Raw genomic sequence first — 22042 nt, forward strand, 5'->3', positions numbered from 1 at the left:
GCGTTCCCGGCCGGGCGGGGCGGCGGCCTGCGCGCGCCACGGCTCGAAACGCCGTGCGCACAGCCGATTCGGACGTCACACGTCGAAATACAGGTCGAACTCGTAGGGGTGCGGGCGAATAGCGATCTCGGCGATCTCGGATTCGCGCTTGAGCACGATCCAGGTCTCGATCAGATCCTCGGTGAACACGTTGCCCCGGGTGAGGTACTCGTGGTCGGCCTCGAGGTTGTCGATGACCGCCGCAAGGCTCGCGGGGGTCTGGGTCACCGCCGCCGATTCTTCGGGGGTGAGTTCGTAGAGATCCTTGTCGATGGGCAGCGCGGGTTCGATTTTGTTCATGATGCCGTCGAGGCCGGCCATCATCATGGCGGCGAAGGCGAAGTAGGGATTGCCCGAGGCGTCCGGACAGCGGAATTCGAGGCGCTTGGCATTGGGGTTGGCGCCGGTGACGGGTATGCGGACGGCGGCGGAGCGATTGCGCTGGCTGTACACCAGATTGACGGGCGCTTCGTAACCCGGCACCAGGCGCTTGTACGAATTCACCGTGGGATTGGTCCAGGCCAGCAGTGACGGGGCGTGGTGCAGCAGGCCGCCGATGTAGTACCGGGCCAGATCCGAGAGCCCCGCGTACCCGGACTCGTCGTAGAACAGCGAATGGCCGTCCTTCCAGAGCGATTGGTGCACGTGCATGCCGGAACCGTTGTCGCCGAACAATGGCTTGGGCATGAAGGTGACGGTTTTCCCGCCCTGCCAGGCGGCGTTCTTGATGATGTATTTGTAGAGCATGAGGTCGTCGGCGGCGGCGAGCAGCGTGTTGTAGCGGTAATTGATCTCGGCCTGCCCGGCCGTGCCCACCTCGTGGTGCCCCTTCTCGAGTTCGAAGCCGGCGCGTTGCAGGTGGGTGCACATCTGGTCCCGCAGATCCACGTCGGCGTCGTAGGGCGCGACGGGAAAGTACCCGCCCTTGGGCCGCACCTTGTATCCGCGGTTCACACTGCCGTCGACATTGCGCTTCGCGCCGGTGTTCCAGCTCCCCGACGCCGAATCCACCTGATAGAAGGCCCCGTTCATCCCGGTCTCGTAGCGCACCGAATCGAAGATGTAGAACTCGGCCTCGGGCCCGAAGTAGGCGGTGTCCGCGAGCCCGGTGCTGCGCAGGTAGTCCTCCGCTTTGCGCGCCACATTGCGCGGGTCCCGGCTGTACGCCTGGCGCGTGTGCGGATCGTGCACGAAGGAGTTGATGTTGAGTGTTCGGGCGGCGCGGAACGAATCCAATTGCGCGGTGCGCAGATCCAGCAGCAACAGCATGTCGGATTCGTGAATCGCCTGGAATCCGCGGACGGACGAGCCGTCGAAGGCGATGCCCTCCTCGACCAGTTCGGTCCCGAACATCGATGCGGGTATCGAGAAATGCTGTTGCACACCCGGCACATCACAGAAGCGCACGTCGACGTATTCGATCTGTTCGGCGTCGATGAAGTCTTGGACTCCGCTCGGGCTCGGAGTGATCATTGCGGGCTCCCTTACGGCCGCACCGCGTCCCGATCGGACGGCCCAGTCGGGTACCGGCGGTCCTGATGGTCCAACGATACGTCTCCCCCGCACCGGCCCGGTCGCGAATCGGATTGTGTACCAAGATCATTCGCGCCACTCGGGCCGTATCCCCGCAGCGCCGATCCGGGCGCGCAATCCGCCTGCGCCCGTGCTGCGCCCCAGCGCCCGGGCCGAGTTTCCCTCTTTGGTCACATGCACAAACGCGAACCCGCAGATCTTCGCCATTGCCACTGGTCCGCACGGGTCTTTGTGCGGTGTGCTGGATGACACCGGGAGCCGCGGTGCTCTCGATCACAGTCGAACCAGAGGTAGGTCGTGAGTTCATCAGAGGTAGCGGCAGTGCAGCCGCGGACGCTGTGCGAGGCGTTTCAGGCGAACGTGGCGCGGTATCCCGAGGCGGTCGCCCTGCGAACGCTCGGCGGCGCCGAGTCGCACACCTGGGGCGAGTACGGCGGGCGCGTCCGATCGATCGCCGCCGGTCTGGCGGCCCTGGGTGTCGGCGGCGGCGACACCGTCGCGCTCATGATGACCAACCGTCCCGAGTTCCACCTGTGCGACACCGGCGTCCTGCACACCGGCGCGACGCCGTTCTCGGTGTACAACACCAACCCGGTGGAGTTGCTGGCGTACCAGTTCGGCAATGCCGGGAACAAGGTCGTCATCTGCGAGGAGCAGTTCGCGCCCCAGGTGCTGGCCGCGGTCGCCCTGGCCGCGACCCAGGGCGCGGTGGTCGAGCACGTCGTGTGCATCGACGGCGAGCCCGCGGGCGCCACCGCCCTGTCCGCCGTCGAGGCCGCCCCGAAGCCGGACTTCGATTTCGAGGCCACCTGGCGGGCGGTCGATCCCGAGGACCTGCTCACCATCGTCTACACCTCCGGCACCACCGGCCCGCCCAAGGGCGTGGAGCTGACCCACACCAACTTCCTCGAGAACGCCCGCGTGATCGACGAATTCGGCGGCGGCGGCCCCGAGGACAAGGTGGTGTCGTACCTGCCCGACGCGCACGCGGCCAATCGCTGGTTCGCGCACTACCTGTCGATGACCACCGGCGGTCAGATCACCACGTGCCCCGACCTCAAGCAGGTCGCCGAGGCGCTGCTCGAGGTGCACCCCTCGGTCTTCCTGGGTGTGCCCCGCGTGTGGGTGAAAGTCAAAGCGGCGCTGGAGGATCGATTCCGCGCCGAGCCGAGCCCGCTCAAGCGCCGCCTGGTCGACTGGGCCATCGCCACCGGGCGCGCCCGCGCCCGCGCGGTCTCGGACGGGCGCCGCCCGTCGGCGTTCGAGGACGCGCGCTTCCGGCTCGCGGACCGCCTGGTCCTGTCCACCGTTCGAGAACGCCTGGGACTGGACAAGGTTCGCGTCGCGGTCACCGGCGCGGCCCCCATCCCGCGCGACACCCACGAGTTCTTCCTGGGCCTGGGCCTGCCGCTGTGCGAGGGCTACGGCATGACCGAGTGCACCGCGGGCGCGACGGTCAACCGCCCCGAGCGGGTCAAGATCGGCACGGTCGGCACGGCGCTGCCCGGCGCCGAGATCAAGATCGCCGAGGACGGTGAGGTGCTGGTGCGCGGTCGCATGGTCATGCGCGGCTACCGCAACGCCCCGGACAAGACCGCCGAGACCGTCGACCCCCAGGGCTGGCTGCACACCGGCGACGTCGGCGAAATCGACGCCGAGGGCTTCCTGAAGATCGTCGATCGCAAGAAGGAACTCATCATCAACGCGGCGGGCAAGAACATGTCCCCGACCAATATCGAGAACACCGTCACCGAGAGCACCCCGCTCGCGGGCACCGTGGTCGCGATCGGCGAGGGCCGGTCCTACAACACCGCGCTCATCTGCCTCGATCCCGATCTGGTCGCCGCGTTCGCCGAGCGCAATCAGCTATCGAATCGCTCGATCGCGGCCCTGGCACAGGACCCGGTGGTGCTGGCGAGCGTGCAGGAGGGCGTAGACGCCGCCAATGCCAAGCTGTCCCGGGTGGAGCAGATCAAGAAGTTCGTGGTGCTGCCCGATGTGTGGACACCGGGCAGTGATTGCCTCACCGCCACCGGAAAACTGAGGCGCAAACCGATAGCTAACGCCTACGCGGCTACTATCGACTCGCTGTACGGGTAGTAGGAGAGTTATGCAGGGGCGAATCGGGGATCGGGCGCTGGAACAGCTGTACCGGCGGGCGGTGGCGGTGAGGGAAGATTCCCAGGGCGTGCTGCCGCCGTATCGGACGCTGCCGGAACCGTTGGTGGCCGGCGGCGTCGAGCGCGGCATCAAGCTCAACGTGGATCTGTTCTTCGACTTCCTGCGCAGCGGGGTGACGCCGTCGGAGGCCGACACCCGCGAGGTCGTCGAGATCGCGCTGGGCCGGGTGCGCGACGGCGAACCCCTCGAGGAAGTGCTGGGCCGGTACCGGATCGGCGCGGACTACATCTGGTCCGGGATCCGCGCCGGCGCGAGCGCGGAGGAGCAGCAGACGCTCACCGATTCCGCCATGTCCCTGATTCAGTACATCACCCTGGTCACCACCCGGATCGCGACCGCGTACGTGCAGCACGCCCACGATCCGCGGTGGGAACTGCTCGAACGCCGCCGGGCCATCGCCGACGCGTTGCTGACCGGGCGCGACCCCATCGAGTGGGCGGACGAGCCTGCCATCGCGGTGCCCGACGCCTTCCTGATCGCGGCTTTCCGGCTCAGCGCCGCGCGGGGCGGCGACACCAGCGAACTGCGCCATCGCATCGAAGCGATCCCGGGGGTGTTCCTGCGCATGGACAGCGGCGGCTGGACCGCGCTGCTGCCGTTGCAGGCCGGCGACGACGGCACCGCCGCCATCGCCGCGCTGACGACCCGGCTGCTTCCCGCCCACCCGGCCGGGTACGTCCCGCCCGCGGCCGGGACGCCCGCGCGCCGGGCCGATCAGCCGGGCCCGCGGACCGCGGTGGCCGGGCGCAGGGGCGAACCCGCGGCCGAACCGGGCCGCCGCGCCGCGCCGCCCGCGCCGTTCTGGGTGGGGGTGGCCAGCGCGAATTCCCGGGCCGAGATTCCGGACCTGTTCACCGAGGCGCGCATGCTGGCAGAACTCGGCCGCTGCCTGGACCGTCCGCAGATGCTGTGCCGCAGAGCAGATCTCATGTTCGAGTACACGATCGCGGCGGGCGGTTCGGCGCGGCCGGGCCTGGCCGCGGTCCTGGCCCCGCTGGACGCGCAGCCGCTGCTGGCCGAAACCCTGGAGGTGTTCGTGGACACCGGGTTCAACCAGCTGGCCACCGCGCGCCTGCTCAATATCCACCGCAACACCGTCACCTATCGCTTGGCGCGGGTGCACGAGCTCACCGGTTTGGACCCGCACCGGCCCACCGACGCGATGACCCTGTCCGCGGCCCGGATCGCCCGCTGCCTGGAATCGGCGTCCTTCTCCCCCTAACCCGCCGCACACCGCACGGGCGGCCCGAATACGCATGCCGAGCGACGACTGTCCGGGTTCGGTTGGGCCCGATCCGCTCTCAGACCCGGACAGTCGGGCACCAAAGCTCAAAGATGATCTAGAAGTAGCCGATCACGGGAGCAGGTACCCGTGAGGTGGACATAAATCGCCATTTCGAACACCCTATGTCCGCTACGGTCTGCCGATGAATTCGTCCCAGACAACAGCGAATCATGCCCGCCACCGCACGGATTCACCGCCCGCAATCACCCCGCCTGGCCAAAATTCTCAGCAATCTTCTCCCCCGCACCCTCTCCCCCTGAGATCGACCGCATGACACACTGAGACACCGATCTTCGGAGGTATTCCATGCCCGAACCGCGCCAGGGTGGATTCCGGCGGTTGCGCCGCCGTGCCGATTCCGACACCGCCGGGCAGCCGCCGACTCGCGCATCGGTCCGCAACGCCAAGATCGTCTCACTGCCGGTGGCCTACGCGGCCCGGCGCGCGGGCGGGGTGGGCAGGCGCGCGCTCGGCCGCCCGGCGCACGAGGTGGAACTCGACATCCAGGCCCGCACCGCCCAGCACATGTTCGAGGTACTCGGCGAGCTCAAGGGCTGCGCGGCCAAACTCGGTCAATTGCTCGCGCTGTACGAGCTGGCCCTGCCCGCCGAACTCGGCGCACCCTATCGCGAGGCCCTGAGCCACCTGCAGGATTCGGCCCCGGCCATGCTGCCCGGGGCGGTGCGCGCGGCCATGGCCGAGAACCTGGGGCCCGAGTGGGAGAGCCACTTCACCCGCTTCGACGCGCGGGCCTGTGCCGCGGCCTCGGTGGGTCAGGTGCACCGGGCCGTCTGGCACGACGGGCGCGCGGTGGCGGTCAAGCTCATGTATCCCGGTGCCCGCGAATCGGTGCGCTCGGACCTGGAGCAGATTCGCCGATTGGCCCCGCTGGCAACGGTTTTCGCGCCCGCCGCCGATACCCGTGCGCTGGCCGCGGCACTGGCGGACTGCATCAACGAGGAACTGGACTACGTCACCGAGGCCGCCACCCAGCGCAGCTTCGCCACCGCGTACGCCGACGATCCGGATTTCGTGGTGCCCGAGGTGGTCCACCAGCAGGGCGATGTCCTGGTGAGCGAATGGCTCGACGGAATTCCGTTGCCGCGCATCATCGAATCCGGCGCACAGCAGGAGAAGGATCGGATCGGTCTGCTGATCACCCGGTTCGTGCTGTCCTCGGGTGTGCGCACCGGGCGGCTCTACACCGATCCGCATCCCGGTAACTTCCGGGTGCTGCGCGACGGCCGTCTGGGCGTGGTCGATTTCGGCGCGTGCCCGACCTTTCCCGCCGACTTCCCGGCCCTGGTGGGCGAGATAGCCGACGCGGCGTTCAACGGCACGGACGCCCAGCTGCTCGCGGTGCTGCGCCGGCACGAATTCGTCCGCTCCGACCGGGATTTCGACATCGCCGCGCTGCGGATCGTGACCACCGAGGTCCGCGAGCTGTTCTATCACCGCGTGGTGCGCCTTACCACGCCGTGGCTGCGCCGCCAGGTGCTGCGGGCCACCGATCTGCGACTGTCCAACGTGTGCCGGGAGCTGACCTCGGCGCCGCAGTACACCCCGATCGGCCGGGCCATCGTGGCCACGGCCGGGGTGCTGTGCCAGCTGGACGTGGAGGGCCCGCTGCGCGCCGAACTCCTCACCTACATACCGGAATTGGCGGCCCCGCTGGAGCGCTTCCTGCTCGGCGAGGAGCTACCGCCGGTGACGCGTCACCTGGTGGCGGTCACAGATGCATCCAGTTCGGCCACGCCTTCGACCACGGTTCCTTCCGTTCCGTGCACTTCCAAATGGTGACGTCCTGGGTGTTGCCCGGGAATCCGATCCGGGTGTCCACCTTGCCGACCGGTTCGACCTTCGCGAACTGCGTGCGCAGCAGCACCTCGTAGCCGCCGACGGCCAGCACCGCGGTCGCGTCGTCCGGCGGAGCGCCGAAGTAGCCGAAACCGCGGCTCGGGCTGTAGATGGGCGGCAACTGGTCGCGGCCGAACTGGTCCAGGGCCGCGGCCTGCCAATAGGTGTCGGTGAGGATGACGGCGCGTTCCTTCTCCGCCGGGGGCAGCGCGTCGTAGACGCGGATCACCTCGTCGGTGAGTTCGTGCCAGCCGAAGGAGCCGTAGACGCCGATATTGATGGCGGCCTCGGCGTCGTCGGCGGGCGGGCGAATGTCGTCGGCCGGTCGCCACGGGGTCGAATAGAGCACGAAAGCGGTTGCGGCCGAGGCCAGCAGCGCGGTGGCGGCGATCAGGACGCGCCGCCACGGAGCCGTCACGCGTTCGGCGGTGGTGACCAGCCCGACCGCACCCGCGGCGATCATCACCCCGTACATCCCCGCCGCGTAGTAGATCCGCCCGCCCGAGATCAGGAACGCCAGGTACAGCAGGATCAGGGTGAGACCGAGAAAGCGGTAGGGCCGCAGCAGATCCCAGGTGAGCAGCGCCCACAGCCCCCAGAGCAGCAGCAGCGTCCCGAGGAATCCGGCCAGGCTCACCGACATGGGCACGAAGAGCAACCGGCCGCCGAGGATGTCCTGTTCATCGGCGATGATCCGGCCCATCTCGAGCTGCGGCCAGTCGTGTTCGTGCTGCCAGAGCAGTTCGGGCACGGTCGCGAGCACGGCCAGCACACCGCCGAGCCACAGCAGCGGCCGGCGTACCAGATCGCGGGGACCGCAGATCAGGCTGCTGATGGCGACGGCGATCCAGAAGAACGGGATGAGCCATTTGACCTGCAGGTCCAGCGCGGTGACCAGGGCCGCGATCAGCAGCAGCCAATCCTGGCGGGTGCGAACCCAGCGCACCACCAGCCAGGTGATGATCACCCACAGCGCGGTGTCGATGGCGTTGGTGGTGAGCATGGCGCCCTGCAGCAGCAGAAACGGCGAGGTCGCGTAGCCCAGGGCCGCGAGCGCCTGCGCCCAGCGCCCGCCGCCGAATTCACGGGCGAGCATGGCGCACAGCACGATCGCCGCCACGGTCAGCAGCACGGCCGGCAGTCGCAGCACGAACCAGGAGCCCGGCGCGATGGTGTCCATCAGCCGGGCGAGCAGCGGGAGCACCGGCCCCTGGTCGGCGTACCCGAAGGCCGGGCGTCGCCCCGAGGCCAGAAAGTACAGTTCGTCGCCGAAGTATCCGTACCGCGTGGAGGACAGCAGCAACACCACAGCAGCCGGAATGGCAACGGCCGCGACCGCCCACCACGCCATGCCGGTCTGCTCTTCCACCGCCGCATGTCGTCCCGAGGATCCGGGTTGAGCCGGACGATCAACCACGTCGGTCATCGGCACACTCCTCGCAGGCAGGCACTGGACTTCAGCAAATCTACAGCTTTCATCAGATCCGGCCCGCCTGCGAAACAGCTGTAATTCGGACAAATCACGCTCTCGAACGCGCTGTCGCTCGCCCGCGCGGCCCAGGCGCGCCGCCACCGCGCCGAAGCCCCTGTCGCGGCGGCCTATACTTGCGCTCGTATCGCACTGCCGTACAACAGCTTTCAGGCAAGGAGTGTGGCCATGACCGCCCAGCCGCCCGAGACCAATCCGTTCGGTATCCCCACCACGACCGGCCCGCAGCCGATCCGCTCGTCCCAGGGCACCCTGAACAAGTTCATCCGCGTGCTGCTGCGCGTGCCCGTGCTGTCGGGCGTGGTCGGCAAACGGCTAGTGATCCTGCACGTGGTGGGCCGCAAGACCGGGAAGGTCTACGACGTGCCCCTCGCCTACACCCGGCACGAGGGCGAACTGCTCATCGGCACCGCCAACCATCCCTGGGTGCGCAACATCCGCAAGGACGTGCCGCTCGAGATCAGCGCGGGCGGTCCCCGGCGCACGATGGACGCCGAGGTGCACACCGACAGCGAATCGGTCATGCGCCTGTACGAGATCGTCGCCCGCGACAACGCCCGCAACGCCGCCTTCAACGGCATCGGCTTCGACCCGGACGGCTCCCCGCACCGGGCCGACATCTATCAGACCTGGCAGCAGGGCGGGGTCGTCATCCGCCTCACCCCGCACCGCTAGCCGGGCCTCACTCGGCGACGCGCGCCTGCACGTAGTTCTCGGCGGACAGCGCGACCAGAACCTGCCGCACGCCCGGCGGGGCCCAGGACGCCGAGGAGTCCTGTCCCACCACCGGGTCGGTGAGCCGCACCACGTGCCCGCGGGTCTGGAACTCGAAACTGCCCGCCGCCCGGATGTTCTTGAGCCAGTCCACGTTCCGCCCGTAGGTCAGGGCGATGCGGTACCCGCCGTCGCGCTGGAACACCATGACCGGCACGGAATACGCGCGCCCGGAATTGCGGCCGACGTGCCGCACGATTCCGAACCCCGGCGCGACCCGCGCCAGCACGCCCAGCACCGGATTGCTGACGCGTCGATTGAGCCTGGCCAGCGCCTGCGGCAACGGCATGATCTCGTCCTCTCCGACGAAAACGTTTGCGTCCCAGAGGCTACGCCGCATTCCGGTCCCGGGTGTGGTTGTGGGCCCGGGTTGGGATCGTGGCCTCGGGTGTCGTTGTGGCCTCGGGCTGGCATTGTGGGGGCTCGGGGTGTCGTTGTGGCCTCGGGTTGGGATTGTGGGGGCTCGGGTGTGGTTGTGGCCTCGGGTCGGGATCGTGGCCTCGGCCACCCCCGCGATATTCGAATCCGGTAGCGGCGGACCCGGACCGCGACCGCCGTCGTCCCGCTGACTAGTGTTCGGGTCCGACCGTCGACCCGGCGCGGAGAGGAGCCCCATGCCCGAGATGATCGCGATCTACGACGCCGCAGGCAACGAGATCGGCTCGCAGGATCGCGCGGTCGTCTACGCGACGGGCCTGTGGCACGCCGCCGCCGGGGTGCTCGTGCGCTCCCTGGACGGTTCCAGGATCTACGTCCACCGCCGCACCGACACCAAGGCCGTCTTCGCGGGCATGCACGACTGCCTGGCCGGCGGGGTCCTCGACCCCGGCGAGGACCCAGCCGACGCCGCGGCCCGCGAACTCTCCGAGGAACTGGGCATCACCGCCGAGGTCCCCCTGCAACCCCTCGCCACGGTCTCCTGGGACGGCGAGTGGGCGGGAAAACCCATGCGCTGCCACCTCTTCGCCTACGAGTACCGCTCCGACGGCCCCCTGCGCCACCAGGCCACCGAGATAGCCGACGGCTGGTGGTGGACCGACGCCGAGCTCCGCGCCCACCTGACCGACCCCGCCTGGCCCTTCGTCCCCGACACCCGGGTCCTGGTCCCGCACCTGCTGCGCTGAACCGGGTCTCCACGTCCCGCTCCGGATCGCGTGCCTCAGTGCCGAGTTCCGCACCCCGCGCCTGTTCCCGCACCCCGCGCGAAAAGGTCCGAATCCCCGTTCAACGCGCTACTCCGACTTCGAATCCACCTCCGGCCGTAGGTGTTCCAACACGGGCAGCAGGAAGTCCCGCGCGTACTCCTCCGGGCCGTCTGGCCGATCCAGCCCGAGCACCTCGGACGGAATCAGGATCAGGGTGTGGAAAGCCCGGGCCACGTGCTCGGCGAATCGGTTCGCGGCGTCCGGCGTCGACCAGCCGTCCAGCGGCAGGAACGTCGCGACGAACATCCGCCCCCAGTTGAGCGCCTGACTGTCGGCGGTGATGACGTAGGGCAGGAACAGTTCCGGATTCATGGTCAGCACGGGCCGAATCGCCGGATGCTCGCTCAGGCTGCGATAGGCCGCGGCGAACGAGTGCACCAGCCGGTCCGCGTCGTCGTCGTAGCCCTGAGCCACGGCCTGCACGCCCGCGAAGAACGCGGCCAACTCCTCCTCGACCAGGGCGCTGATCAGCGCGTCGCGCCCCGCGAAATGCTTGTACAGCCCCGCTCGGCTGACCCCGGCCCGCCGGGCCACCTCGTCCATGGACAGCTTGCGCATCCCGGTGCCGGCGGCCAGTTCGCGTGTGGCGTCCAGGATGCGCTCGCGGGTGCCGCTCGCCGCTTTACCGCTCATCACCTTCGGGCTCATGGCCACATCCTACGAAGTAGACACATAGACACTATCTGTCTACTATTCCACTAACACCCGGCGCAGATGCCGAGCACCGGCGATTACGCGCCGCGTGATCCGCCGCCGGTTCGTCCAGGAGGAGGACACGATGACCGCGTCGACCGATTCGACCGATCCCCGCGCGATCAACACCGAGGCCCGCGATGCCGTCGCCGAGCGCCTGATCGGAGGTTCCCTGCGGCGTTCCTACAACTCGCTCGTCGACGTCGACTGGGACGCGCCCCAGGACCCGAACCTGTTCTACATGCCGCCCGAGACGATCTCGCTGTACGGAACGCCGCTGTGGCAGAACATGTCCCACGCCGATCGCGTCGAGCTCTCCCGGCAGGAGCTGGCGAACATGCTCAGCCGGGCGGTGTGGTTCGAGAACACGCTGAACCAGGGCCTGCTGCGGGCGATGCTCCATCAGGACCCGACCTCGCGAAACGTGCAGTACGCGTTGACCGAAATCGGCGACGAGACCCGCCACATGATCATGTTCAGCCGCGTGATCACCGCCGTCGGCGCCCTGCCGTACCGGCTCTCGCCGCTGGAAGCGATGGCGGTGCAGAGCTTTCCGTTCTTCTACCGGGGTCTGTTCCTGTGGGTGGCCGCCCTGTGCGGCGAGGAGGTCATCGACGACGCGCAGCGCGCGTTCGCGCGGCACCCGGACCTGCAGCCGATCGTCGCGCAGATCATGCGCATTCACGTCACCGAGGAAGCCCGCCACATTCGCTACGCCCGCGAGGGCGTGCGGCGGCGTGTGCGGCACGCGCCGTGGTGGGAACGGCAATTCGCGGCCTCGGCCAACGGCGCGGCGGGTTTCGTGCTGCGCCGGCTGATGTACGACCGGCGTGTGTACGAGCGGTGCGGACTCGACTCCGCCGAGGCGATGCGCCAGGCCCGCGCCAACGAACCGGTCAACGCGCGCCGCCGCGAGGCGTTCGAGGGCCTGTATCGGTTCCTGTGCGAGAACGGCCTGATGAATCCGGTCTCGCGACTGCTGTGGCGTCGATTCGGATTCCTGTGATGAGCGGATTCCCGCGGTACGACGTCGTGATCGTCGGGGCCGGGTTCGCCGGCCTGTGCGCGGCGATCATGCTGCGCCGCAAGAACATGCACAACTTCGTGATCCTCGAGAAGGCCGGCGAGGTGGGCGGCACCTGGAGAGAGAACACCTATCCCGACGCGGCGTGCGACGTGCCGTCGCTGATGTACTCGTTCTCCTTCGCACCCAATCCGAGGTGGACGCGCGGCTACGCGACCCAGCCCGAGATCCTCGAGTACCTGCGCTCGGTGGCAGACCGCTTCGACCTGCGCCGCGACATCCGCTTCGGCGCCGAGGTCGTCGCGGAGACCTTCGACGAGAACTCCGACACCTGGACCGTCACCACCGCCGACGGCGTCGAACGCACCGCCCGCGCGGTCATCGACGGCACCGGGCCGCTGCACATCCCGAACGTCCCCGCCATTCCCGGCGCGGATGCGTTCGCGGGCAGCATCTTTCATTCCGCCCGATGGGATCACACGGCCGATCCGACCGGCCGCCGGGTCGCGGTGATCGGGACCGGCGCCTCCGCGGTGCAGTTCACCCCGCATCTGGCCGCGCGCGCCGAACACCTGACCGTGTTCCAGCGCACGCCGAGCTGGGTACTGCCCAAACTCGATCGCCCGATCACCGCCGCCGAGCGCACCGCGTACCGGGCGATCCCGGGGCTGCGCGGGATGGCGCGGGCCGGCGTCTATTTCGGCCACGAGGCGCTGGTCGGCGCGTTCCTGCGCCCGCGATACATGCCGATGGTGCGCGCGGTGGCGCGGGCGCATCTGCGCCGACAGATCGGCGATCCCGTTCTCCGCGAGCGACTGACACCGGACTACGAGATCGGCTGCAAGCGCATGGTGATCGACAATCGCTACTATCCCGCGCTGACACGCGAGAACGTCACCGTTGTCACCGCCCCGATCACGGGAATCACCGAGACCGGGGTCCGGACCGGTGACGGGGTCGACCATCCGGCCGACATCATCGTCTACGGCACCGGATTCCAGGTCGCGGACAAGTTCCACGGCCGGAACCTGATCGGCGCGGGCGGGCGCACCGTCCGGCAACTGTGGCGCGACGGCCCGCAGGCGTACCTTGGGCTGGCCGCACACGGCCTACCCAACTACTTCCTGATCGTCGGCCCCAACAGCGGCGTCGGCAACCAGTCGATCGTCTTCATGATCGAGGCCCAGGCCCGCTACATCGCGCAACTGCTCACGACGATGCGCGATCGCGAGGCCACCCGTGTCGAGGTGAAAGCGCATGTGCAGCAGCAGTTCAACCGGATGCTGCAACACCGGTCCCGGGGCACGGTGTGGACCACCGGCGGCTGCCGCAGCTGGTACCTGGACGACGAGGGCGTGAACCGGGCGATCTGGCCCGGCTCGACCCTCGAGTACTGGCGGCGCACCCGGATGCCGCGATCCGACGACTTCGAGTTCACCCGCGCCGAGGATCGCGAGGACGAGGACGAGTACCACGGCCCGGCCTTCGTCAGCGGCCCCGACGGCGTCGAGTACCCGGTGCGCGCGCACCTGCTCGCCCTGTATCAGCCGGTCGACAACACCGTGCACTGGTCCGGGCGGCTCGACGCGTGCGCGGACCTGGCCCGGCTGCATCCGGTCGCGAATCGACCGGTGCGCCTGCGGGTTCCGGGCCGTGACCCGGTGCCGGCGACGCTGACCGACGGGGACCCCTGGGGTGGCTCACACATCACCGGGCACGGCGCGTTTCCCTACGCGCACCCGCTCGACGTCTGAACGACGCGTTCTCCCCTGTACCGCAAGGACTCTCATGGCCTACGTCATCACCCAGAACTGTTGCAACGACGCCTCCTGCGTGGCGGCGTGCCCGGTGGGCTGCATTCACCCGACACCGGAGGAGCCCGGCTTCGCCACGGCCGAACTCCTGCATATCGATCCGGCGACCTGTATCGACTGCGGGGCGTGCGCGGACGCGTGTCCCGTGGACGCGATCCGGCCCGAGACCGCCCTCACCGCCGAAACCCGGCCGTTCGCCTCGGTCAATGCCGGCTACTACCGCGACAACTCCGCGCCGCCGAGTTTCATCCGTATGCGACCCCCGACCGGTCTGGTCACCACGGCGACACCGTTGAACGTCGCCGTGGTCGGTTCGGGGGCGGCCGGGTTCTACAGCGCCGCGGCGCTGCTGCGACATCCCGGAATCCGGGTCGAGATGTACGAAAAGCTGTCCGTCCCCTACGGTCTCGTTCGGCACGGGGTCGCACCGGATCACCCCGCGACGAAGCGCGTGGTCGATCGGTTCGACTTCGGCCCCGGCAAGCGCGCCCGCTTCCGGCTGCGCCTCGGTGTCGAGATCGGCGCGGAGACCGGTCACGCCGACCTGCTTGCCCGCCACGACGCGGTCATCTACGCAACCGGCGCCGCGGACCACAACCGGCTGACGATCCCGGGGGCGGCCCTGCCCGGTGTCTGCTACGCCGATGCCTTCGCCGGCTGGTACAACGATCACCCCGCCCATCGCTCGCTCGCCCCGAATCTGTCCGCACGCCGAGCCGTGGTGGTGGGCAACGGCAATGTGGCCCTGGATATCTCGCGCGTACTGGCCACCGAGCCGGACCGCCTGGCCGCCACCACGATCGCGGGACACGCCCTGAACACGCTGCGGCGCAGCGCCGTCGAGGAGGTCGTGGTCCTCGGCCGCCGCGGTCCCGAGCACGCCCGTTTCACCGTCCCCGAACTGGTGGGCCTGCTGGAACGCCCCGATATCGACGTGATCGTCGACCCCGCCGACCTACCCGCGCGGCACATCCCCGACCGGGTGGCCCGCACCCGCGTGGAACTGCTGGCCGAGGCGGCGACCCGGCCGCCCGTCCCCGGCAACCGGCGGATCGTCCTGCGTTTCCATACCGCGCCCACCACCGTGCTCGGATCCGGCGCGGTGTCCGGAGTCCGCACCGAACGCACCGCCCACGACGGCCCGCCGAACACCGACGCGATGATCGGCACGTCGATCGTGGTCGCGGCGATCGGATTCCGCGGACGTGCCATCGCCGGCGTCGCCTTCGACCCGCGCACCCACACCATCCCGCACTCCGGCGGCCGTGTCGTGGACTCCGCGGGCACGCCCGTCGCCGGCGTCTATGCCGCGGGCTGGATCAAACGCGGCCCGACCGGCGTGATCGGCACCAATCGCACGTGTGCGGAGGAAACCGTCGCGAGCCTGCTCGCCGACCATCGCGCGGGCACGCTCCCCGAACCCGCTCAGCGCTGACCGCCGCCCGGGCGACCGGGGGGCCGGACATGACGACGACAGTCGGCCGGGCCCATCCGGCCCGCGAAAGTGGTTGTTCGACGACCGCTTTCGTTCCGCTGAACCGCGCGGCGACGCACCTGGAATGCCGGAGATCGAGGTCCGGCATCGGCGCCAGGTTGCCGGACCGCAGCGCACCCCGTCGAATCACAGCGTGCAGCGAGCCTCCGCGGGCGGAGTTTTCAGGTCGACCAGGTAGTCCGCGACGATGGCGTTGACGCACGGACTGACCGCGGACAGGGCGACGGTGTGCTGCTCGCCGGCAACGGTGAGCAGTGTGCCGCCGAGGGTTTCGGCCAGGGACCGGCTGCCGGGGTACGGGGTGGCGGGATCGCCGGTTATGCCGATGGTGAGGGTTTGCGGGAGGCCCCTGATGCCCTCGGCGTACGGGTAGCCGAGAGTGGGTGGTGCGGGCCAGAACTCGCAGGCGTCGCGAGCGCCCTCGACCCCCGTGCCCGGGTCCATGTACGGGGCCGCCTCGTACAGGCGGCGGCGCAGCTCGGTTTCCTCGTCCGGGGTGCGGCGTTCCTCGTCCATGCAGTTGATCGCGTACGCGGCTTCGGCGAAGTTGGGCCAGCGGCCGTCGGGTCCGCGGCCGCCGAAGGCGTTGCCGAGTGCGACGAGCGTGTCGCCCTTGCCCGCGCGCAACTCGGTGAGGCCCTTGGTGATCACCGGCCAGGCCGCGGAGTCGTAGAGCCCGGCGGTGACCGCGCCCCACACGTCGGCGAAACTCAGCCGGTGGCCCTGCACCTCGATCGGTGTGTCCGCGAGCGAACGAGTGAGCTGCTGGAAGCTCGCGGTGGCCCGCGCGGGATCGGCGCCCAGGGGGCAGTCCGGCCGGGTGGCGCAGTCGGCGGCCATCTTGTCGAAAGCGCGCTGGAATCCCGCGAATTGGGTGATGCGGCGGTCGACGGTTCCGGTGTGTGGGTCGATGGCGCTGTCCAGGACCATGGCGCGCACGCGCTCGGGGAAGGTCTCGGCGTAGACCGGCCCGAGCCGGGTGCCGTAGCTCTGACCCAGGTAGCTGAGCTTCTCGTCCCCCAGCGCCGCGCGCAGGATGTCCATGTCGCGCACCGCATCCCGCGTGCCGACGTGCTCGAGCACGTCCGTGCCGCCGGAGCGTTCGGCGCAGCGTTCGACCAGCGCCCGGGTGTCGTCGGCGGTCCAGCGGCCGACGCTCGAGGCCATCGGGAACACCGCCTCGCCCGCATCGGTTTCGGCGTCGCTGAAGCAGTCGATGGCGGGCGTGGACGCCCCCACCCCGCGCGGGTCGAAGCCGATCAGGTCGAACCGCTCGGTCACCGGGCTCGCCGCCCAGGTCTTGGCGCCCACGGCGGCCATGGCCATACCCGGCCCGCCCGGCCCACCGGGGTTCAGCAGCAACGAGCCGATCCGCTCCCCGCGGGCGGGCGCTTTCAGGACGGCGATCTTCATGGTGCGCCCACCCGGATCCCCGTAGTCGAGCGGGACTTCCAGACGCGCACAACGGAATTCCGGCCTAGCTGCGATGGCGGTCTCGTCGCCCGCGGTGGTGGCGTACCCGTCGCAGGCCCCGAAGGCCAGTTGCTGGTCGTAGAACCGTTGCAATCGCTCCGCGTCATCGGGCTGTGACGACTGCGAGCAGCCGGTCAGGGTGAGCGCGAGCAGGAACGCTGTCGCCGCGGCGGTGGCGGACTTCATGCCGGTGGAACTCCCCTCGTGTGGTGAACGCACTGATCACGCGCGGCGGTACCCTGCGCGCCGACGGGTACGACACTCCCAGGCGGGCGGGCCCGGTCGGGCCGATGTGCCACCGTCGGCGTGTCGAGCCGTCCGCGTTCCGGCCCGGCCGCACGAGCACGGCGATACCCGTTCGGCGGCAGCCGAATCCCGCGGGCCCGAGGTGATCGTCGGTTGCGCAGCCGCGCACGGCGATGCGACAAGCACCCACCGGCTGCCCGACGAGCGGTGTGGTCAGCTCTGCCGGGTCAGCAGCGCGATCGCGAAGCCCGCGAAGGTGTCCGCGACCTTGTCCGCGTCGAACGGCGCCTGAGGCGTCCACCATTCGGCCGCACGAATCCCCATCGCGCCGATGGCCGCGACGCCGAGCCACGGATCGGACACGGTGAACGCGCCGAGGCGCACGCCGCGCTCGATGACGTTGAGGAACATCCGCTCGGTCTCACCGCGGATCGCGTAGAGCTGTTGCTGCTGTTCGACTGTGAGCGAACGGAATTCGCGATGCGTGACACCGGCGAGTTCGCGGTAGCGCAGGTGCAGCAGCACATGCGCGCGGGCCAGCGCCCGCACCTGCTCGACCGGGTCCGGCCCGGTACCGAGCAGGACGTCCTCGAGCAGATCGCGCTGGTACCGGTGCCCCATCTCCACGAGCTCGTAGAGCAGTTGCTGTTTGGAGGTGACGTGGGTGTAGATGGCCCCGGGCTGCAATCCCAGCGCGGTGGCCAGATCCCGCACGGAGACCGCGTGATAGCCCTGTTCGCCGAACTGCAGCAGGGCGGTTTCGAACAGCCGCCGCCGGGTGCCGGACAGGTCCGCGCCGGCCGGTAGCAGGTCCGGCGCGCCGATCGATTTGGCAGTCATGTCCATCCTGTGTGAACGAGTGTTCAGGCCGAACGATAGCGGCTCCCGGTCGCGGTTTCAATGGCCTTCGGCCACAAATATTTTTTCCTTGACATGTGATCGCCATCTCACCCATGCTGGCCCTAATCCACCTGAACGATCGTTCAGATCCACCAGATCCCGACCACCCTGCCCGTACGGCGGCGTGGACCAGGTGCACCCCGATCACGGCTTCGCCCCCGAGGCCGCCACCGGATAGCACCGAATTCCGAGAGAAGTCGTTCCATGAGCAGTGCGATCACCACCCTCCTGACCGGTTACGCGTTCCTGGAGGGCCCCCGGTGGCACGAGGGCCGATTGTGGCTGTCGGACATGTACACCCATCAGGTTGTGTCCGTCACCGCCGACGGCGGCGATCCGCGCGTCGAGGCACGGGTCCCGGGCCGGCCGTCCGGCCTGGGATGGCTCCCCGACGGCCGCCTCCTGATCGTCTCCATGCGTGATCGCCTACTGCTGCGCCGCGAACCCGATGGGGCCCTGGTCACCCACGCGGATCTGTCCGGACACGCGATCGGTCACCTCAACGACATGGCCGTCGACCGGCACGGACGCGCCTACATCGGCAGCTTCGGATTCGACCTGGGCGCGGCGGAATCCCCGCGCCCCGCGAGTCTGCTGCGGGCAGATCCGGACGGAACGGTCACCGAAGTCGCCGAAGACCTGTGGTTTCCCAACGGCTGCGTCATCACCGGCGACGACGTGCTGCTGGTCAACGAAACCCTCGGCAACCGGATCACCGCGTTCGACATCGGACCCGGCGGCGCACTGGGGAACCGGCGCGTCTGGGCGCGGTTCGGCGATCTCCCCGGCGAGGCCGATCTCGGCACGGTGCTCGCGCAGGTCGTCGTGGGCGGTGACGGTTCGGCCCTCGACGCGGACGGCGGCCTGTGGGTGGCCGACGCCGTGCACGCGCGCCTGCTCCGTGTGCTGGCGGGCGGGACCATCACCGACGAGATCGTGCTCCCCACCGGCGTCTTCGCCTGCGCGCTCGGCGGGGCCGAAGGCCGCACCCTGTTCGCCTGCACGGCACCGGATTTCGACGAACATGCCCGCTCGAACGCCCGCGAAGCAGCCGTGGTCGCGCTGCGCGTCCCGATAGCGGCCGCCGAAACGCCGGCCCTTTCCTGACGGTCGATCCGGGCCGGCGCTCCATACCGATCCCCCACCAGGTACACAGTCCCGCACCGCACCCCGAGGAGTCCCCGCGATGGAAGCAATCGTCCACGTCACCGGCGGCAAAATCCGCGGCCGGACCGAGAACGGCATCAGCCGCTTCCTCGGCATACCGTACGCGGCCGCGCCGGTCGGCCCCGCGCGGTTCCAAGCGCCTGCCCCGGTGGCGGAGTGGCCGGGCATTCGCGACGCGCTCGAGTTCGGCGCGACGTGTGCGCAATCGCCGTATCCACCGCCGATCGACGCCCTTATCGGCAGCGACGGCATCCCCGGCGACGACTACCTGAACCTCAATGTCTGGACCCCCGAGGTGGGCGGCAGCGGCCTGCCGGTGATGGTGTGGATACACGGCGGCGCGTTCACCCGCGGTTCGAACGCCCGAACCATGTACGACGGAACGACATTCGCGCGCGACGGCGTGGTGCTGGTGTCGATCAACTACCGCCTGGGCATCTCCGGTTTCGCGGTCGTCGAGGGCGCACCGCACAATCGCGGACTGCGCGATCAGGTCTTCGCACTGGAGTGGGTGCGGCGAAATATCGCGGCGTTCGGCGGCGATCCGGGCAATGTCACCATTTTCGGTGAGTCGGCGGGCGGTATGAGCGTCCTCGACCTGATCGCGTCCCCGCCCGCGCGGGGGCTGTTCCAGCGCGCGATCGCCCAGAGCGCCAACGGTTCCACGGTGGCGACCGCGCAGGACGCGGCCGAGGTCACCCGCCATCTGGCCGGCTTGCTCGGGATCGAACCCACCGCCGCGGCGTTCGGCGACCTCGATCCGGCCCGGCTCCGCGCCGCGCAGGACGAGCTCGCCCGCGACGTGATGCTGGACCCGGATCCGGCACGCTGGGGTGCGACGGTCATCGCCAACGGTTTCGGGGTGATGAGCCTGTTCCCGGTGATCGACGGGGAGTTCGTGCTCGCCCGCCCCACCGATGTCCTTGCCGCCGAACCGGATCGGACCGTACCGCTGCTCATCGGCTGGACGGCCGAGGAATACCGCTTCTTCACCTTCCTCACCGGTGCGGCCGCCGGAATCACCGAACAGGTCCTGCCGTTCGCGGTGGCCCGCTACGGCCTGGACCCCACCGTCGTGGCGACCTATGCCGCGAACCGCCCCGGCGCGAGCCCCGCCGACGTCTTCTGCGCGATCATCACCGATCTCGCCTTCCGCGACGACGCGCTGCGCATAGCGGATTCCACGTCCCGTGCGTCGAACCCCACGTACGTCTACGAATTCGCCTGGCGCTCACCGGTGGCCGACCTCGGCGCCTGCCACGTCCTGGAAATCCCCTTCGTCTTCGGCCGCCCCGACGCGCTGCCCACCCTGACCGGCCCCAACCCGCCCCGGGCGATCGCCGACGACATGCACGGCGCCTGGGTGTCCTTCGCCACGAACGGCAGTCCCGGCTGGACGCCCTACGACACCGATTCCCGAATCATCCGGGTCTTCGACGCCCCCGAGTCCGCCGACGTCCCGCTCCCCCGCGCCGACGATCTCCACGCCCTGCGACAGGCCCGCCCGAAACCGTGACCCCGCCCCGGCGCTCGCCTGCCCGGCGGCGAGCGCCGTTCCGCGCGATGATGGTCCCCATGGCCCCGACCTTCGATGACGTCTACCGCGAGCGCTACCTGCTCCTGACCACCTACACCAAGGACGGCACCCCCAAACCCACCGCGGTCTGGGGCGTCCCCGAAGACGGCAAGCTTTTGATCATCACCGACGACGGCTCGTGGAAAACGAAGCGCATCAGGAACACTCCCCGCGTCACGATCCAGAAATGCGGTGTCCTGGGCAAGGTGAAAGGCGAGCCCGTCGAGGCCGTGGCCCGGATGCTCCCCGCAACCGAAACCCGCAGGGTCTTCGACAAGATCGTCCGGCGCTACTGGAATCACGCCTTCTACTTCGTGCCCCAGGCGATCCTTCGCGGCGGCATCGACAAGGTCCACGCGGCGATCGAGGTCCAAGCGCTCCCCGTCCCGGCCGAGAAGTAGGCTCCGGCTCGCTGACTTCTGCCTGGGCTAGGACGTGGGATCCCCCGCCCACCGAGGGGCCCAGATCCCCGTTCCGCCGGGAAGTAGGGCTCCGCTTCCGCCCCTCACTGCCCGGTCCAGGGCAGGGCCAGCCCGTCCCCCGACCGTCGAGGGACATAGTGCACATGGATGTGCGGAACGGTCTGCGTCGCGTCCACCCCCGATGAGGTGATGAGGTTGAAGTCGGCCTGCCGCTCCCCGCCGTAGCTCTCCGCGGCCGCCATGGATCGTCCCACGGCGTCCGCGTCAGGGTGCTCGGCATGCGCTCTCGGCACGAACAACATATGCCCCGCCACAACGGGATTCACCGGTGCGAACCGCACTACTCCGAAGGCGTATTCGCGGTCGAATTCGCCCCTCACGATCCGCCCGCAGAAGACGCACTCCCGCGAACGACCGTCACCCCGGTACGATTCCAGCCCACCCACCATTTCACCAGTCAACCCGACGGGATTCGAACCCGCATCCTCCGCCGTGACAGGGCGGTGCTCTGGCCATTTGAGCTACGGATCGCCAGGCCCTCGCCACCGGCGAGCACCCCGCTGGCCCGGCAGGATTCGAACCTACGCACCCCCGCTTAACAGGCGGGTGCTCTGCCACTGAGCTACGGGCCAATCTCCACCGCCGCCTCCCGGCGTTGCGGTACAACAAGATTCGCAGCCGTCGCCGGCGACCACAACTGATTTTCTCGGCCCCTGCGGCACAGGTCGAGGCGATGTTCAGGTCTGGGTCACCGGCGCGGCACGCTGATCTGGTTCGACCCCATCACGAGAATGGCAGAATTCGGACGGTTTGAACTGCAATCGGGTCTGAATATTGTTGTATCACAATGGGATTGGGCTATTGCAGGT

At 69.2% G+C, this 22042-nt stretch carries 18 protein-coding genes and 2 tRNA genes; 11 read left to right on the plus strand and 9 right to left on the minus strand.

Annotated features, from left to right (window positions below; genetic code table 11):
• Positions 1–75: 75 nt before the first annotated feature.
• Complete coding sequence (glnA, locus tag ACFVBH_RS19835; RefSeq protein WP_379003201.1) at positions 76–1512, minus strand: type I glutamate--ammonia ligase; 1437 nt, start codon at positions 1510–1512, stop codon at positions 76–78.
• Positions 1513–1869: 357 nt separating this feature from the next.
• Between glnA and ACFVBH_RS19840 the strand changes: the two genes are divergently transcribed.
• The 3 genes from ACFVBH_RS19840 to ACFVBH_RS19850 all read left to right on the plus strand — a co-directional run bounded on the left by ACFVBH_RS19840 (position 1870) and on the right by ACFVBH_RS19850 (position 6838).
• Positions 1870–3672: a long-chain fatty acid--CoA ligase gene (locus ACFVBH_RS19840; RefSeq protein ID WP_354990325.1), complete on the plus strand. Its 1803-nt coding sequence runs from the start codon at positions 1870–1872 to the stop codon at positions 3670–3672.
• 10 nt (positions 3673–3682) lie between these two features.
• The gene (locus tag ACFVBH_RS19845) at positions 3683–4975 is read left to right on the plus strand and encodes a PucR family transcriptional regulator (protein WP_379003203.1); all 1293 of its coding nucleotides are present in this window, start codon (positions 3683–3685) and stop codon (positions 4973–4975) included.
• 369 nt (positions 4976–5344) lie between these two features.
• Positions 5345–6838, plus strand: coding sequence for an AarF/ABC1/UbiB kinase family protein (locus tag ACFVBH_RS19850; RefSeq protein ID WP_354991117.1), 1494 nt, complete (start codon positions 5345–5347; stop codon positions 6836–6838).
• On the opposite strand, the gene ACFVBH_RS19855 is transcribed toward ACFVBH_RS19850, so the two are convergent.
• Positions 6768–8321: a glycosyltransferase family 39 protein gene (locus ACFVBH_RS19855; RefSeq protein WP_379003205.1), complete on the minus strand. Its 1554-nt coding sequence runs from the start codon at positions 8319–8321 to the stop codon at positions 6768–6770. The genes ACFVBH_RS19850 and ACFVBH_RS19855 overlap by 71 nt on opposite strands.
• Before the next feature lie 231 nt (positions 8322–8552).
• On the opposite strand from ACFVBH_RS19855, the gene ACFVBH_RS19860 reads away from it, so the two are divergent.
• The gene (locus tag ACFVBH_RS19860; protein WP_379003207.1) at positions 8553–9059 is read left to right on the plus strand and encodes a nitroreductase/quinone reductase family protein; all 507 of its coding nucleotides are present in this window, start codon (positions 8553–8555) and stop codon (positions 9057–9059) included.
• A 7-nt stretch (positions 9060–9066) separates the two neighbouring features.
• On the opposite strand, the gene ACFVBH_RS19865 is transcribed toward ACFVBH_RS19860, so the two are convergent.
• A complete protein-coding gene (locus ACFVBH_RS19865; protein ID WP_354991114.1) occupies positions 9067–9447 on the minus strand; it encodes a nitroreductase family deazaflavin-dependent oxidoreductase in 381 nt (126 codons plus the stop codon).
• Between the two features lie 325 nt (positions 9448–9772).
• Between ACFVBH_RS19865 and ACFVBH_RS19870 the strand changes: the two genes are divergently transcribed.
• Complete coding sequence (locus ACFVBH_RS19870) at positions 9773–10282, plus strand: NUDIX domain-containing protein (protein WP_379003210.1); 510 nt, start codon at positions 9773–9775, stop codon at positions 10280–10282.
• 108 nt (positions 10283–10390) lie between these two features.
• On the opposite strand, the gene ACFVBH_RS19875 is transcribed toward ACFVBH_RS19870, so the two are convergent.
• Complete coding sequence (locus tag ACFVBH_RS19875; protein ID WP_379003212.1) at positions 10391–11011, minus strand: TetR/AcrR family transcriptional regulator; 621 nt, start codon at positions 11009–11011, stop codon at positions 10391–10393.
• Positions 11012–11141: 130 nt separating this feature from the next.
• Here ACFVBH_RS19875 and ACFVBH_RS19880 point away from each other — a divergent pair, with 130 nt between their 5' ends.
• The 3 genes from ACFVBH_RS19880 to ACFVBH_RS19890 are packed head-to-tail and all read left to right on the plus strand — an operon-like array spanning position 11142 to position 15329.
• Positions 11142–12062: a diiron oxygenase gene (locus ACFVBH_RS19880; protein ID WP_379003214.1), complete on the plus strand. Its 921-nt coding sequence runs from the start codon at positions 11142–11144 to the stop codon at positions 12060–12062.
• Positions 12062–13834, plus strand: coding sequence for an NAD(P)-binding domain-containing protein (locus ACFVBH_RS19885; RefSeq protein WP_379003216.1), 1773 nt, complete (start codon positions 12062–12064; stop codon positions 13832–13834). The genes ACFVBH_RS19880 and ACFVBH_RS19885 overlap by 1 nt, the downstream gene beginning before the upstream one ends.
• Positions 13835–13868: 34 nt before the next feature.
• Positions 13869–15329, plus strand: coding sequence for an FAD-dependent oxidoreductase (locus ACFVBH_RS19890; protein WP_379003219.1), 1461 nt, complete (start codon positions 13869–13871; stop codon positions 15327–15329).
• Between the two features lie 186 nt (positions 15330–15515).
• Here the strand turns inward: ACFVBH_RS19890 and ACFVBH_RS19895 are convergent, their stop codons facing one another.
• Entirely contained in the window at positions 15516–17048 is a 1533-nt protein-coding gene (locus ACFVBH_RS19895) for an alpha/beta hydrolase (RefSeq protein ID WP_379003222.1), read from the minus strand.
• Between the two features lie 273 nt (positions 17049–17321).
• Positions 17322–17948, minus strand: coding sequence for a TetR/AcrR family transcriptional regulator (locus ACFVBH_RS19900; protein WP_379003224.1), 627 nt, complete (start codon positions 17946–17948; stop codon positions 17322–17324).
• Positions 17949–18212: 264 nt separating this feature from the next.
• Between ACFVBH_RS19900 and ACFVBH_RS19905 the strand changes: the two genes are divergently transcribed.
• The 3 genes from ACFVBH_RS19905 (at position 18213) to ACFVBH_RS19915 (ending at position 21152) form a co-directional block, all read left to right on the plus strand.
• On the plus strand, positions 18213–19115 hold the full coding sequence (locus tag ACFVBH_RS19905; protein ID WP_379003226.1) for an SMP-30/gluconolactonase/LRE family protein: 903 nt from the start codon (positions 18213–18215) through the stop codon (positions 19113–19115).
• 79 nt (positions 19116–19194) lie between these two features.
• Positions 19195–20691 carry a carboxylesterase/lipase family protein gene (locus tag ACFVBH_RS19910; RefSeq protein WP_379003228.1) on the plus strand — a complete coding sequence of 499 codons (1497 nt, stop codon included), beginning with the start codon at positions 19195–19197 and terminating at the stop codon, positions 20689–20691.
• A 59-nt stretch (positions 20692–20750) separates the two neighbouring features.
• Complete coding sequence (locus ACFVBH_RS19915; RefSeq protein ID WP_379003230.1) at positions 20751–21152, plus strand: PPOX class F420-dependent oxidoreductase; 402 nt, start codon at positions 20751–20753, stop codon at positions 21150–21152.
• A 104-nt stretch (positions 21153–21256) separates the two neighbouring features.
• On the opposite strand, the gene ACFVBH_RS19920 is transcribed toward ACFVBH_RS19915, so the two are convergent.
• The 3 genes from ACFVBH_RS19920 to ACFVBH_RS19930 all read right to left on the minus strand — a co-directional run bounded on the left by ACFVBH_RS19920 (position 21257) and on the right by ACFVBH_RS19930 (position 21805).
• Entirely contained in the window at positions 21257–21622 is a 366-nt protein-coding gene (locus ACFVBH_RS19920; RefSeq protein WP_379003232.1) for an HIT family protein, read from the minus strand.
• A gap of 8 nt (positions 21623–21630) precedes the next feature.
• Positions 21631–21704, minus strand: a tRNA-Asp gene (locus ACFVBH_RS19925).
• 29 nt (positions 21705–21733) lie between these two features.
• Positions 21734–21805, minus strand: a tRNA-Asn gene (locus tag ACFVBH_RS19930).
• Between the last annotated feature and the right edge of the window lie 237 nt (positions 21806–22042).

It is taken from the genome of Nocardia sp. NPDC057668 (assembly GCF_042799795.1).
GTDB lineage: Bacteria > Actinomycetota > Actinomycetes > Mycobacteriales > Mycobacteriaceae > Nocardia.